This window comes from Streptomyces sp. NPDC055140, from assembly GCF_053607285.1.
In genome coordinates this window covers 69,471-83,031 of sequence record NZ_JBSGTG010000026.1, presented here as the reverse complement: position 1 = coordinate 83,031, position 13,561 = coordinate 69,471, and the positions used below count along the sequence as shown (strand labels likewise).

At 71.2% G+C, this 13,561-nt stretch carries 9 protein-coding genes; 8 read left to right on the top strand and 1 reads right to left on the bottom strand.

Annotation, left to right across the window (positions count from 1 at the left end):
- Positions 1 to 11: 11 nt before the first annotated feature.
- On the bottom strand, positions 12 to 1,550 hold the full coding sequence (gene eccB, locus ACWFR4_RS36510) for a type VII secretion protein EccB (protein WP_453467378.1): 1,539 nt from the start codon (positions 1,548 to 1,550) through the stop codon (positions 12 to 14).
- A gap of 179 nt (positions 1,551 to 1,729) precedes the next feature.
- Between eccB and eccE the strand changes: the two genes are divergently transcribed.
- From eccE to ACWFR4_RS36470, 8 genes are all read left to right on the top strand, one after another.
- Positions 1,730 to 3,091, top strand: coding sequence for a type VII secretion protein EccE (eccE, locus tag ACWFR4_RS36505; RefSeq protein WP_453467380.1), 1,362 nt, complete (start codon positions 1,730 to 1,732; stop codon positions 3,089 to 3,091).
- Positions 3,091 to 3,903 (top strand): hypothetical protein, encoded by an 813-nt coding sequence (locus ACWFR4_RS36500; RefSeq protein WP_453467382.1) that lies wholly within the window; start codon positions 3,091 to 3,093, stop codon positions 3,901 to 3,903. The genes eccE and ACWFR4_RS36500 overlap by 1 nt, the downstream gene beginning before the upstream one ends.
- A gap of 335 nt (positions 3,904 to 4,238) precedes the next feature.
- Complete coding sequence (locus ACWFR4_RS36495; RefSeq protein ID WP_453656142.1) at positions 4,239 to 7,217, top strand: SCO5717 family growth-regulating ATPase; 2,979 nt, start codon at positions 4,239 to 4,241, stop codon at positions 7,215 to 7,217.
- A 330-nt stretch (positions 7,218 to 7,547) separates the two neighbouring features.
- Positions 7,548 to 9,452: an ABC transporter substrate-binding protein gene (locus tag ACWFR4_RS36490; RefSeq protein WP_453467386.1), complete on the top strand. Its 1,905-nt coding sequence runs from the start codon at positions 7,548 to 7,550 to the stop codon at positions 9,450 to 9,452.
- Between the two features lie 77 nt (positions 9,453 to 9,529).
- Positions 9,530 to 10,606 (top strand): ABC transporter permease, encoded by a 1,077-nt coding sequence (locus ACWFR4_RS36485; protein WP_100595140.1) that lies wholly within the window; start codon positions 9,530 to 9,532, stop codon positions 10,604 to 10,606.
- A complete protein-coding gene (locus ACWFR4_RS36480) occupies positions 10,603 to 11,547 on the top strand; it encodes an ABC transporter permease (RefSeq protein WP_453463630.1) in 945 nt (314 codons plus the stop codon). The genes ACWFR4_RS36485 and ACWFR4_RS36480 overlap by 4 nt, the downstream gene beginning before the upstream one ends.
- The gene (locus ACWFR4_RS36475) at positions 11,544 to 12,545 is read left to right on the top strand and encodes an ABC transporter ATP-binding protein (RefSeq protein WP_453656141.1); all 1,002 of its coding nucleotides are present in this window, start codon (positions 11,544 to 11,546) and stop codon (positions 12,543 to 12,545) included. Before ACWFR4_RS36480 ends, ACWFR4_RS36475 begins: the two co-directional genes overlap by 4 nt.
- Positions 12,542 to 13,540, top strand: a complete 999-nt coding sequence (locus tag ACWFR4_RS36470; RefSeq protein ID WP_453463624.1) for an oligopeptide/dipeptide ABC transporter ATP-binding protein — start codon at positions 12,542 to 12,544, stop codon at positions 13,538 to 13,540. Before ACWFR4_RS36475 ends, ACWFR4_RS36470 begins: the two co-directional genes overlap by 4 nt.
- The last annotated feature ends 21 nt before the right edge of the window (positions 13,541 to 13,561 follow it).

Here is a 13,561-nt window from a genome sequence, read left to right as displayed (position 1 = left end):
TGTCCCCCGCCCTAGGAGCCCTGCGGCTGGCTGGCCGCTGTCGTGGACAGGCGCGGGCCCGTGGGCAGGAACTGCGACCAGGCGAGCGGGATCGGCACCGGGTCGACCTTGTCGTAGCCGAGCTTGGTCACCGCCTGCTTGGCCTCCGCACGCCGTGCCTTGCGCTCCTTCGCGGTGGTGCCGATGCCCGCGTCGTCGGCGCCGCTGTCGCTGTTGGACTGCATCGCGTAGCGAAGGCCCGTGTCGGTGACCAGGAAGACGGGGCCCACGTTGGTCTCGGTGCCCGTGAACTGACGGTAGAGCTGGCCCGAACCGGCGGTGACGTAGGCGCTGGAGGAGCCGACGGGCAGGGGGGCGGGGAAGTTCTTGCCGGCCCAGGTGCTGAGGGTGGTGCGGCCGTTGTCGGGGTCGACCTTGTCGAGGACGTTGCAGACGGTGTTGCGGCTGCCGGCCGCGGTGGTGGCCTCGTTGACCGTCTTCGGCTCGTACTTCGGCCAGTTGGCGGGCCCGAAGCTCTGGCCGGCGACCACGGCGCCGGGGCTCACCTTGAGCGGCTCGCCGCCCTGGTCCAGGGGAACCAGGTCGGGGCTGTACAGGAGCAGGTGCGCGGTGAAGTCGCTGACAGGGGCGACCTTGCCCGGCAGGACGACGTAATACTGGTTCGGCGTCTTGAGGACCATGCCGACCCGGTTCGCGGAGTCGTCGAGCGTGCTGTTCGCGTTGGCGGAGTCACCGGGGCGGCCCTCCAGCGTCGGGAAGGTGATCGGCGCGCCCTTGCGGAGGGTGTCGAGCCAGTCCCTGGAGACGCGCTGCGGCTCCTGGTTCGCGGCGGCGATGTCGAGGGCGGTCAGGAGTTTCTGCTGGTTTTCCTTCGTGGTCTGCTTGGCGATGCGGTAGGCCGTGCCGGTCGCGTCGACGACGTACTCGGTCTTGGCCTTGTCCGGGCCGACGACGTACATCAGGTCGCCGCCGCTCAGCTTCGACTCGCGGCCCTCCGTCTTGCCCAGGTCCCGCTTCGCGAGGACGAACGCCGCCTTCTGGATGGCGCGGCCGCCCTCGCCCGGGCGCTCGCAGACGGCCCAGCGCTTGGCGGACTCCGCCTCGGAGTCCGGCGGCAGGCGGTCGGGGGCGTACGGGATGCCGATCGTGGCGCCGTGCGGGATCTTGCCGCTGTCGAGCACGTCCTCGGACACCGTCACCGGGGCGTTGTCGCTCGGGTCCACGAGGAGCTTGGCCGACGCCATGTTGAGGACGGGGTGCAGCTGTTTCTTGCCGTCCGTCACCAGGACCACGTACCGCGTCGTCGACTTGCTCGCGACGATCACGTTCTTGTGGAGTTCGTCCCATTGGGGCGGCGCTGTCGGCTTGAACATCCCCCACGCCCCGAACACGGCGAGGACGACGACGCCGACGATCACGCCAGGCAGTACCGCTCGCAGCGGTTTCGGTGCCCCTTCCTCCGATCCGGAGGGTGAGGGCTGAAGGAAGGACGCGAGCGTACGACGCTTCGCGAAGGTGTAGGCGTTGAGTTCGTCCCGCCGTGATGCCATCTGTGTCCGCTTCTCCCCGTGCAGCACTCGGGGGCACCTGCGTCCCCCGCCCTCCGTTGTCAGACCCGGCCCCTACTATGCCTGTTGCGTGGTTGTGCGTGTGGGACGGGTAGGGTGCTGGGGCCTTCAAAGGCCCTGTACGTCAGGGATTTTCGGGAGAGTTCGGGGGGTTTGGAGTGATGGCTTCCGCAACGCGGACCCGATCGCGGTCGCAATCCCGGTCGCGGTCGAGCGGTCGGCCGGGACCGGGAGACGGTGCGCCGGCGGCTCGGTCCGGCGGTGGGGCCGGCTCTCCGGCGGCGCCCGCCGGTCCGGTCTCGCTTCATCTGAAGTCGCGCTCCGGACGGGCCGGTTCGTTCCGGCTCCAGCAGATGGTGATGATCGAGGTCGCCGCCGCGCTGGTCGCCGGCGCCGCAGTCGTCGACAAGCTGGCACTGGTGCCCGCGGGCGTAGTCGCCGTGATCCTCGTCCTGTTCGCCGTCGTACGCCGTCGGGGGCGGTCGCTGCCCGAGTGGCTCGGCACCGTCCTGGCGCTGCGCGCGCGCAAGCGCCGTGCGGCGAGCACACCGGTCCCGCCCGGCACGGAGCCGGGCCTCGCGCCCGCCGTCGAGTGCGACCCCTCGCTGCGGACGTACAGCTACAGCCGGGGTGACGACCGCGATCAGCGACCCATCGGCATGGTCGGCGACGGCGGCTTCCTGACCGCCGTGCTCCAGGTCGAGTCGGACGCCACCGCCCTGCGGGCGGAGCGCTCCCGGCGGCCGCTGCCCATAGGGATCGTGCGGGATGCCCTGGATGTCGACGGGATCCAGCTCGAGTCGGCGCAGATCGTGCTGCACACGCAGCCCGCGCCCGCGCTGCACCTGCCGCAGCAGTCCGTGGCGGTGAGCAACTACGCGCCGCTGCAGGCCCAGACCGGCTCCCCCGCCGTCCGCATCACGTGGATCGCCCTGAAGCTCGACCCGGAGCTGTGCCCGGAGGCCGTGGCCGCGCGCGGTGGCGGCACCGCAGGAGCGCAGAAGTGCGTGGCCCGCGCGGCCCAGCATCTGGCGAGCCGGCTGACCGGCGCGGGCTTCCGCGCCAGTGTGCTGACGGAGGAGGAGCTCACGGCCGCCGTCGCCACGTCGGCGTGCGCCAACCCCATGGTGACGGCGCAGGCCGGGCGGAGCGAGCTGCCGCAGCGCAGGACCGAGGAGTCCGGCCGCAGCTGGCGCTGCGACAACCGCAGACACACCACGTACTGGGTGCGGCGCTGGCCGCAGCTCGGCGGATCCGGGCCCGCTCTGCACCAGTTGGTCGCACTCTTGACCACGGTGCCCGCGCTGGCCACGACGTTCAGCCTGACGCTGTCCCGCGGTGACCAGCGGGACATCCAGCTCTGCGGACACATGCGGATCACGGGACGCAGCGAGAGCGAGCTGACCACGGCCCGGCGGTCCCTGGAGACCGCCGCGCGGCAGGCCAAGACGGGTCTCGTCCGGCTCGACCGCGAACAACTGCCCGGAGTTCTCGCCACGTTGCCCCTCGGAGGTGCGCGCTGATGGCCATGACGTCATCTCCCCCGGCCGGGGCAAGATCCTGGGACGGAAACTCCTGGAACGGCAACGGGAACGGCAATGCGGGCGCGCCTCCCGCGCCGGCCACCGGCGACCGTCCCCGTACCGGGTTCGGGCTCTTCGGGCCGCGGCACCAGCGCCACACGCTCTCCGTAGAGCAGTTGGACTCGCTCGCGCTGCCCATCGGGGACGACGGTGTCGTCGTCGGCGTCGATGCCGACGGCCAGCCCGCTGTGCTCGGGGTGAACCGGCCGACGCCCTACGACATGGTGCTCATCGGTGGCCTGTGGACGGCTCAGGTGCTCGCGCTGCGGGCCGCCGCGACGGGCGCGCGGGTCGCGGTGGAGACCGGGCGGGCGCAGGCCTGGGCGCAGTTGGTGCAGGCGGTCGGTGGCGGCCAGTCCGGGATGACGGTGCACGACGTCGGGCGGGTGCCGCCGCAGGGCGCGTCCGCCGGTGGCCCGGTGCTCGTGGTGCGGGACTGCGGGATGCGGCCGCCGCGCGGGCGAGTGGCCTCCGCGCCGTGGCAGTCCGTGCTGACCCTGCTGCCCTATCTGAGCCCGGTGGCGCCCCGGTTGATGCGCCAGGCGCGGCTCGTCGGGGTCCAGCGGGTTTCGCCGGACGAGGCGGCGGAGATCGGTCGTGTCATCGGACTGCCGCGCGGCGAGTGGGAGTCCCTGCCGACGCTCGCGGACGGCGTCACTCTGTGGTGCACCGACCGCGACCGGCAGTACGTGATGACCCGGGCGACGGACGCCGAGACCGGATTGTTGGGTAACGCACGCCGGATGGACTGAGAGCGGTCGGGAGCCCGCCACAGAGGGTTCCGGCGATCGAACTCGTTCCCCTTTGCGGCTTATTCGGGCAGTTTGTGCGTGGCGGACTAGTGGGTGTTCGTCACTTCCGTATCGCTTGGGCATCACTTGTTGGCCGGGTGTGACCTCCTGGACGGCGTCGGCGGGACGGACGGGCCTGCCGTGCTCGTGGTTTTGGTGATTAGGCTGGGACCAGGACACGCGAGAACCCACGAGCGGCTCGTACGCGTCCCAGGGGAAGAGCGCGGCGGATCGGACGACAGGAACGGTCGCCCCCCACCACGGCACGAGGGTGCTCGACCACACCAGGAGGCATTGTGAACAGCGATCGGGACGAGATCCGCGGGGGCTGGGACACACCCGTCGATGATCACTCCGACGCGGAGTCCGCCACTGAGACGACGGGCGAGTTCACCATCGACTACGCCCCACCGGCCTGGTACACGCAGAACGCGTCGTCCGGCACGGGCGAGACCCCCTCGGCCACACCCGCCACGCCGCCGCCCCCGGTGCCGCCGGCTCCCACTCCTGCGCCCGCGCCCGTGACGCCCCCGGCGCCGCCCGCGCCCTACACGCCGTACACGCCCGCCGCTTCGGCCCCTGAGCCGGACGCGGGTTCGGGGAACGGGGACCTGGAGAGCGGCGCGACGATGCGGTTCTCCGCGGCCGCGCTGAAGCGGGAGTTCGCCGAGCTGGCCGCGCAGGGCGAGCAGAAGACCGAGCCGACGGCCGAGGAGCAGGGCGAGGACGCCGCGTCCGGCAGCTCCGACTCCGGTGACTTCGCTGTGGTCGCCGCGGCCGGGCCCGCCGGGGACGACGAGGTGGCGAGCGCCTCCGCGGAGTCCGCGGAGGACGGGGACACCGACACCGACACCGCTCAGGCCTCGGCCGACAGCGCCGACTCCGAAACCGCCACTGACGACGCGTCCCAGGCGGAGGGCTCGGAGAACACCGGCTCTGACACCGCCGAAGCCGCTGCTACGGACGCATCGGCCGACGCGGGCGCGGACACCGGTACGCCCGCCGCCACCGACACACCCGCAACTCCGGACGCACAGGACGCACCCGCCGCCTGGGCCCCGCCGCCCGTGCCTCAGGACGGTATCCCGCCGCTTCCCCCGGCGTTCCAGCCCGCCGCCCCCACGTCGGCCCCGCAGTGGCCCGCGCAGCAGCAGCCGCAGCCCGGCGCGCCGGTTCCGGCCCAGGCCGCGCCGCCGGCCTGGCCCGCGCAGAACACCCCGCCCGCGCCGCAGGGTGGTTACGGCTTCCCCCAGCAGTCGGCCCCCGGCGACCCGCAGCAGCCCGCACCTCCGGCACCACAGCAGCAGGGCTACGGGTTCCCACAGCCGACGCCGCCCGCACCCGCCGCACCGGGCCAGCCTGCCCCGCAGGGTGGTTACGGGTTCCCGCAGCAGCCCCAGCCCGGAACGCCCAACCAGCCCGCCCCGCAAGGCGGTTACGGATTCCCGCAGCAGCCCCAGCCCGGAACGCCCAACCAGCCCGCCCCGCAAGGCGGTTACGGATTCCCGCAGCAGCCCCAGCCCGGCGCGGGCTACGGGTTCCCGCCGCCGCAGCCCGGAGCACCCGCTCAGGGGCACCCGGCCGGGCCCAACACCCCGGCCCCGCCCGCCCCGCACCTCCCGGCGCAGCAGAACCCCCAGCAGCCGCCGGCGCCGCACACGCAGCAGCCCGGCCCCCAGCCCCCGGTCGCGCAGCAGCAGCCGCATCACCAGCAGCCGCCCGCGCCGCAGGCCCCGGCCCCCTACCCCGGCCAGCCCGATCAGCAGGTCCAGGGTCAGCCCGGCCAGTTCCAGGGCCAGCCCGGCCAGCCCTTCCCCGGGCAGGCGCCCCCCGCCGACCCCCGTGCCGGCGGCGCCTGGCCGCAGCCCATTCAGCACGACCAGCGCACGCCCACGAACGTCGGCGGTGCGCCGCTCGGCTACACTGCGGCCGTTGAGCTCTCGGCCGACCGCCTGCTCAACAACAAGAGGCAGAAGGCGAAGAGCGCCCGCCCCGGCGGCAACAACTCGCGCTTCAAACTCGGCGGCAAGAAGGAGGAGGCCGAGCGGCAGCGGAAGCTGGACCTGATCCGCACGCCGGTCCTGTCCTGCTACCGGATCGCCGTCATCAGCCTCAAGGGCGGCGTGGGCAAGACGACCACGACGACCGCGCTCGGTTCGACGCTCGCCACGGAGCGCCAGGACAAGATCCTCGCGATCGACGCCAACCCGGACGCCGGCACGCTCGGCCGCCGCGTGCGCCGTGAGACCGGGGCGACCATCCGAGACCTGGTGCAGGCGATCCCGCACCTCAACTCGTACATGGACATCCGGCGGTTCACCTCGCAGGCGCCGTCCGGCCTGGAGATCATCGCGAACGACGTGGACCCGGCGGTCTCGACGACGTTCAACGACACGGACTACCGCAGCGCGATCGACGTGCTCGGCAAGCAGTACCCGATCATCCTGACCGACTCCGGCACCGGCCTGCTGTACTCCGCGATGCGCGGAGTCCTCGACCTCGCCGACCAGTTGATCATCATCTCGACGCCGTCCGTGGACGGCGCGAGCAGCGCCAGTACGACGCTCGACTGGCTGTCGGCGCACGGGTACGCGGACCTGGTGTCGCGTTCCATCACGGTCATCTCCGGGGTCCGCGAGACCGGCAAGATGATCAAGGTCGACGACATCGTGTCGCACTTCGAGACGCGGTGCCGCGGCGTCGTGGTGGTGCCGTTCGACGAGCACCTGGCGGCCGGCGCCGAGGTCGACCTCGACATGATGCGGCCCAAGGTGCGCGAGGCGTACTTCAACCTCTCGGCGATGGTCGCGGAGGACTTCCCGCGGGCCCAGCAGCAGCAGGGCCTGTGGACGTCGGACGGCAATCCGCCGCCCACCATGGCTCCTCCGGTGCCGGGTCACCAGCAGCAGCCGTATCCCGTGCAGCAGCCCTACCCGGGCCAGCCGTATCCGGGGCAGCCGGGCGCGCCCCAGCCGCCCGCGCCGGGTCAACAGCCTGCTCCGGGGCAGCAGTTCCCGGGCCAGCCCTACCCCGGCCAGCCGTATCCGCAGCAGCCCGGCCAGGCCCAGGCCGGCGGCCCCGGTCAGCCCCCGCAGCCGGGTCAGCAGCCGGGTCAGCCCGGCCCCCCGCAGATGTGGCAGCAGCAGCCCTCCGCCCCGGTCCAGCCGGGCCAGCCCGCGCCCGGTCAGCCGCCCGCCCCCGGCCAGGCCGCCCCCGGTCAGCCCGGCCAGCCCCTTCCCCCGTACACCGCACAGCCCCAGCCGCCTCAGCAGTAACAACGCTGATATCCCGGCCCCCTGGGCACACGAAAGGCCCGCACCGACACAACGGTGCGGGCCTTTTCCGTGCCTATCGAAATTCCGTCAAACAGCCACCAGGCACCCATTGTTGAGCGCAACGGGCATCACGCCCTGGCCTGCCAAGCGTCAGAGGTCTCGACCAATGTGCGTGAAATGCAGGTCAACTCGTTATTTCCGCAGGCCACATGGGGTTCATGTGCCGTTGACGTGCGCAGACTGCCGCTGATAGACACACACATCAACCAGCTGGCGTCCCATGATCAACCTGCCACTCCTGCGCGAGCAACGACGCGAGGTCACCGACCCATGGACACAAAAGATCAGCCCAAGAGAGCACACGCTCCGCTCTTCTCCCGTTCCCCACGGCGCGCGCCCCGCCGGACCCTGCGGGTCCTCCTGGCGGCCGGCGCCGCGGCGTTCACCCTGACGGCCGGCCTCGCCACGCCGCTCAACCCCGCACCCCAAGAGGCCAAGGCGGCCGACGGCGGCAAGAAGGTCCTCACCGTCGCCCTCGCCCAGAGCGTCGACTCGCTGAGCCCGTTCCTCGCCCAGCGACTGGTCAGTACGAGCATCCACCGGATGATGTACGAGTACCTGATCAACTACGACCCCAAGGACAACCACGCCGTCCCGGGCTTCGCCACCGACTGGAAGCCGTCCGCGGACAAGCTCACCTGGACCTACACCATCAGGTCCGACTCGAAGTGGTCCGACGGCAAGCAGGCCACCGCCGCCGACGCCGCCTTCACCTTCAACAAGATCATGACGGACGAGGGCGCCGCCACCGCGAACGGCAGCTTCGTCTCCAACTTCAAGAAGGTCACCGCCCCCAGCGCCACCCAGCTGGTCATCGAGCTGAAGAAGCCGCAGGCCACGATGGCCGCGCTCGACGTCCCGATCGTGCCGGAGCACATCTGGAAGAACGTCAAGGACTTCTCGAAGTTCAACAACGACAAGACCTTCCCGGTCGTCGGCAACGGCCCGTTCGTGCTGACCGACTACAAGGTCGACCAGTACGTGAAGCTGAAGGCCAACAAGGACTTCTGGCGCGGCGCGCCCAAGTTCGACGAGGTCGTCTTCAAGACGTACAAGGACCAGGACGCCGCGGTCGCCGCCCTGCGCAAGGGCGAGGTCTCCTTCGTGGCCGGCTCCCCCGCCCTGACGCCCGCTCAGGCGGCGTCGCTCAAGGGCGAGCAGAACATCAAGGTCAACGAGGGCCCCGGCCGCCGCTTCTTCGCGCTCGCCACGAACCCGGGCGCGCAGACCAAGGACGGCAAGAAGTTCGGCAACGGTAACAAGGCCCTTCTCGACCAGAAGGTGCGCCAGGCGCTGTTCCTGTCGATCGACCGCAAGACGATCGTCGACAAGGTCTTCCAGGGCCACGCCGTCGAGGGCGAGGGCTACATCCCGCCGCGCTTCGGCGACTACTTCTGGAAGCCGTCCGGCAGCCAGGCCCTCGGGTACGACCCCGACAAGGCGGGCAAGCTGCTCGACGAGGCCGGCTACAAGATGAAGGGCAGCGAGCGCGTCGGCAAGGACGGCAAGCCGCTGAACCTCCGCATCCTGTGCCACGCCACGGACCCGAACGACAAGGCGATCGGCAAGTACCTCAAGGAGTGGTGGGGCAAGCTCGGCATCGGCCTGAAGGTCGACTGCCTCGACGACGTCTCGGTGCCCTGGTACGCAGGTGAGTACGACCTCGCGTTCGACGGCTGGTCGGTCAACCCCGACCCGGACTTCGTCCTCGGCATCCACACCTGCGCCGCACTGCCCGTCAAGGCCAAGGAGAGCGCCCAGACGGACAACTTCATCTGCGACAAGACGTACGACGACCTGTACAAGAAGCAGCTCGCCGAGTACGACCCGGCCAAGCGTGCGGACATCGTCAAGCAGATGGAGTCGTGGCTGTACGACTCCGGGTACATGAACGTCATCGCGTACCCGAACGCCGTCGAGGCCTACCGCACCGACCAGATCAAGTCGATCCAGACCATGCCCACCGCGGCCGGCAACATCTACGGCCAGGACGGGTACTGGAGCTGGTGGTCGGCCGTTCCGGCGGACGGCAAGAGCGACTCGAAGGGCAGTGGCGGCGGCGGTTCCGGCTCGACCGGCGTGATCATCGGTATCGTCGCGGCCGTCGTCGTCCTCGGCGGCGGCGGGCTGTTCCTCGCGCGGCGCCGCCGCAGCTCGGCGGACGACCGCGAGTAGCAGCACCCGGTCAGGAGAGAACGCGTCACGTCCGTCCGCAGGCGTCGCAAGTACCGCACGAGTAACGAGAGTTCCACATGACAGCAGAGAGCACTCCGGCGCTCGTGCAGAGTGCGGACACCGACGGCCCGGCACAAGCCGGGCCGTCGGCGGCCCGCGGTCCACGTGCGCGCAACACCAAGGCCTATCTCCAGTACGTGGCGGGCAAGATCGCGGGGGCGATCGTGTCGCTCTTCGCGGTCCTGGTCACCAGCTTCTTCCTGTTCCGCCTGATCCCCAGCGATCCGGTGAAGCAGATGACCGGCGGGCGCCGTGTCTCGGCGCAGCAGCTCGAATCGCTCCGCCACCAGTTCGGCCTCGACCTGCCGATGTGGCAGCAGTTCACCAACTACATCGGTGACGCGCTGACCGGCGACTTCGGCACGTCGTACCAGTTCCACACCCCGGTCATCGACAAGATCACCGAGGCGCTCCCGGCGACGCTGCTCCTGACCGGCACGGCGTACGTCCTCTACACCGCGCTCGGCATCTGGCTCGGCACACGCACCGCCTGGCGCAATGGATCGCGCAGCGACCGCTTCAACACCGCGTTCGCCCTCACGCTCTACTCGATCCCGTCGTTCTGGCTCGGTCTGCTGCTCATCATCGTCTTCTCGGTGGGGCTGGGCCCGATCCCGGGTCTGTTCCCGACGGGCGGTCTGGAGTCGGGCGGCGAGAGCGGGTTCGCGTACGTCTTGGACGTCGCGCACCATCTGGTCCTGCCGGTGGTCACGCTGGTGGCGGTCGGCTACGCGCAGACGCTCCTCGTGATGCGCTCCTCGCTGCTCGACGAGATGGGCAGCGACTATCTGACGACGGCGCGCGCGAAGGGTCTGCGCGACGACGTCGTACGCCGCAAGCACGCCGTCCCGAACGCGATGCTGCCCACGTTCACGCTGATGTTCGTGAACCTCGGGCACGTCGTGGCCGGTCAGATCCTCGTCGAGACGGTCTTCTCGTGGCCCGGCCTCGGCGGCCTCTTCTACTCGGCACTCAGCGTGCCCGACCTGCCGCTCGTCCAAGGGCTGTTCTTCGTCTTCGCCACCGCGGTGATCCTGGCGAACACCCTCGCCGACGTGCTGTATCCGCTGCTCGATCCCCGGGTGGGCCGATGACTGCCGACACGAACGACCTCGACTCCGCGCAGCTCCCGCCGCCGGCCGAGAAGAGCGCGCGGGCCTTGGCGCGCGCCCGCAAGCGCCGCTCCGTCGCCCGCTTCTGGCGCGAGTACCGCACCCATCGAAGCGGGCTGTGGGGTCTCGCCGGGCTGATCCTGATCGCCCTCATCGCGATCTGCGCGCCCCTGCTCGTCGGCGCGGACTCGCAGAGCGTCACCGACGCGCCCGGCGGCGCCCTTGAGGCGCCCAGCGGTGAATTCCCGCTCGGCACCGACCAGTTCGGCCGCAGCGTGCTCGCCCTCCTGGTGTGGGGCGCGCGCGTGTCCCTCACCGTGGGCCTGCTGGCCGCGTTCCTGTGCGTGGCGATCGGCACGGTCGTCGGCATCGTCGCCGGCCACTTCCGCGGCTGGTACTCGACGGTCCTGATGCGGGTCACCGACTGGTTCCTGGTGATGCCGACGCTGGTCCTCGCGATCGCCCTCGCCACCGTGATGTCCCGCTCCATCTGGACGGTCATCCTGGCGATCGGCGTGACGACGTGGCCGACGACGGCCCGCCTGGTCCGTGCCCAGACCCTCGCCGTGGAGTCGCGGCCGTACATCGAGCGCGCCCGCGCACTCGGCGGCGGACACAGGCACATCATGCTCCGCCACGTCCTGCCGAACGTGATGCCGCTCGTCCTCGCGCAGACCACGCTCGTGATCTCCAGCGCGATCCTCACCGAGGCCACCCTCGCCTTCCTCGGCCTCGGCGACCCGACGATCACGTCGTGGGGCGGCATGCTCCAGGACGCGCGCGAGGCGGGCGCGGTCAGCGCGGGCGACTGGTGGTATCTCGCGCCTCCCGGACTCGCCATCGCGCTGGTCGCGCTCGCGTTCACGCTGTGCGGCCGCGCCATCGAAGCCGTCCTCAATCCGAAGCTGGGGGTGGCCAGGTGAGCCTTCTCGACGTCAGAAACCTCGAAGTGACGTACGCGGGCGGGGCACGGGCCGTCCGCGGTGTGAACCTCAGCGTCGGCGCGGGCCAGAAGCTCGGCATCGCCGGCGAGTCCGGCTGCGGCAAGTCGACACTCGCCCTCGCGCTGCTGCGTCTTCTGCCGGCCGGCACGAAGGTCTCCGGCGAGATCCTGCTCAACGGCGAGGACGTCCTCACGATGAAGTGGGGCCAGGTCAGGGCCGTGCGCTGGGCCGGCGCCTCGATCGTGTTCCAGGGCGCGATGCACTCGCTCAACGCGGTGCACCGCATCGGCGACCAGATCGCCGAGCCGATCCTGCTGCACAAGAAGGCGACGCCCGCGGGCGCGAAGAAGAAGGTCGCGGAGCTCCTGGAGCACGTCGGCCTGCCCGCCGCGCGCGCGGACGCGTATCCGCACGAGCTGTCCGGTGGCCAGCGCCAGCGCGTGATGATCGCGATGGCGCTCGCCTGCGACCCGGGCCTGATCATCGCGGACGAGCCGACGACGGCGCTCGACGTGATGATCCAGGCGCAGATCCTGCGCCTGATCGAGCAGCTCGTGTCCGATCAGGACCTCGGCCTCATCATGATCAGCCACGACCTCGCGGTCCTCTCGGACACCTGCGACCGGCTCGCGGTGATGTACGCGGGCCGCGTCGTCGAGGAGGGCCCCGCCTCCGAGGTCTACGAGAACGCGCAACACCCGTACGGGAAGGCCCTGTCGGCGGCGTTCCCACGGATCGGCGATGCCGCGTCCCGGTTCGCGCCGCGCGGTCTGCCCGGCGACCCGCCCGACCCGTCGGCGCTGCCCACGGGCTGCACGTTCCACCCGCGCTGCCCGGTGGCGCTCGACAGCTGCATCACCGAGGACCCGGTACTACGGGCCGCGGCCACGGGCCGGCGGGCGGCCTGTGTGCACGTGGGCGGCGCCACCGATCCGGACGACGCCGCCGGCGCCGAGGCAAGGAGCACCACAGCATGACCAGTACGTCCCCCCTGCTCACGGCCGGCGCGCTGCACGTCACCTTCCCCGGCCGCCGTGGCGCGGACCCCGCGCGCGCCGTGGACGGCGTCGACCTCGACATCGCGCCCGGCGAGATCGTGGCGCTGGTGGGCGAGTCGGGCTGCGGCAAGACGACGCTCGCCCGCTCCCTGCTCGGCCTGGTACCGCCGACGTCCGGCAGGGTCACGTTCGACGGGAAGCCCCTCGACTACTCCTCGCGCGCCCTCAAGGCGTACCGCAAGCGTGTGCAACTGGTCCTCCAGGACCCCAGCGGTTCGCTGAACCCCCGGCACACGGTGTACGACGCGGTGGCCGAGGGCCTGCGCATCCACGGGTACGCGGGCGACGAGCGCGAGGCGGTGGCGAACGCCTTGTCACGAGCGGGACTTCGCCCACCGGACCGCTTCTTCCTGCGCTACCCGCACGAGCTGTCCGGTGGCCAGCGGCAGCGCGTGGTGATCGCGGGCGCGCTCGTCCTCGACCCCGAACTGATCGTCGCGGACGAGCCGGTGGCGTCCCTCGACGCGTCGGTGCGTGGCGAGATCCTCGCGCTGCTGCTCAGGCTGCGCGACGAACTGGGCCTGTCCGCCCTCGTGGTGACGCACGACCTGGGTCTCGCCTGGAACATCGCGGACCGGGTCGCGGTGATGTACCTGGGCCGGATCGTGGAGACGGGAACGGTGGAGGAAGTCCTGACGGCACCTCAACACCCGTACACGCAGGCTCTGTTGTCGGTTCTGCCGGAGGCGCCGGGTGATCCGGTCGTCCTCACGGGTGAGCCGCCGGACCCGTCGCGCATCCCGTCCGGCTGCCGTTTCCACGCCCGCTGCCAGATCCTGGCGTCGGGCGAGGCGCAACGGTCCGGTGTCGCGGACCGCTGCCGCGGGGAGGACCTGCCGGTGCTGTCGGGCGCGAGCACGACCCAGGTGGCCTGCCACTGGGCGTCGGCCCGAGCCGGCCGGTCCGGCATGTGAGGTTCGGGGGTCCGGGGGCAG

Bases quoted from the DNA above. Each gene is read 5' to 3' on its own strand.
- eccB (WP_453467378.1), bottom strand. From the start codon at position 1,550: ATGGCATCACGGCGGGACGAACTCAACGCCTACACCTTCGCGAAGCGT.
- eccE (WP_453467380.1), top strand. From the start codon at position 1,730: ATGGCTTCCGCAACGCGGACCCGATCGCGGTCGCAATCCCGGTCGCGG.
- ACWFR4_RS36500 (WP_453467382.1), top strand. From the start codon at position 3,091: ATGGCCATGACGTCATCTCCCCCGGCCGGGGCAAGATCCTGGGACGGA.
- ACWFR4_RS36490 (WP_453467386.1), top strand. From the start codon at position 7,548: ATGGACACAAAAGATCAGCCCAAGAGAGCACACGCTCCGCTCTTCTCC.
- ACWFR4_RS36485 (WP_100595140.1), top strand. From the start codon at position 9,530: ATGACAGCAGAGAGCACTCCGGCGCTCGTGCAGAGTGCGGACACCGAC.
- ACWFR4_RS36480 (WP_453463630.1), top strand. From the start codon at position 10,603: ATGACTGCCGACACGAACGACCTCGACTCCGCGCAGCTCCCGCCGCCG.
- ACWFR4_RS36470 (WP_453463624.1), top strand. From the start codon at position 12,542: ATGACCAGTACGTCCCCCCTGCTCACGGCCGGCGCGCTGCACGTCACC.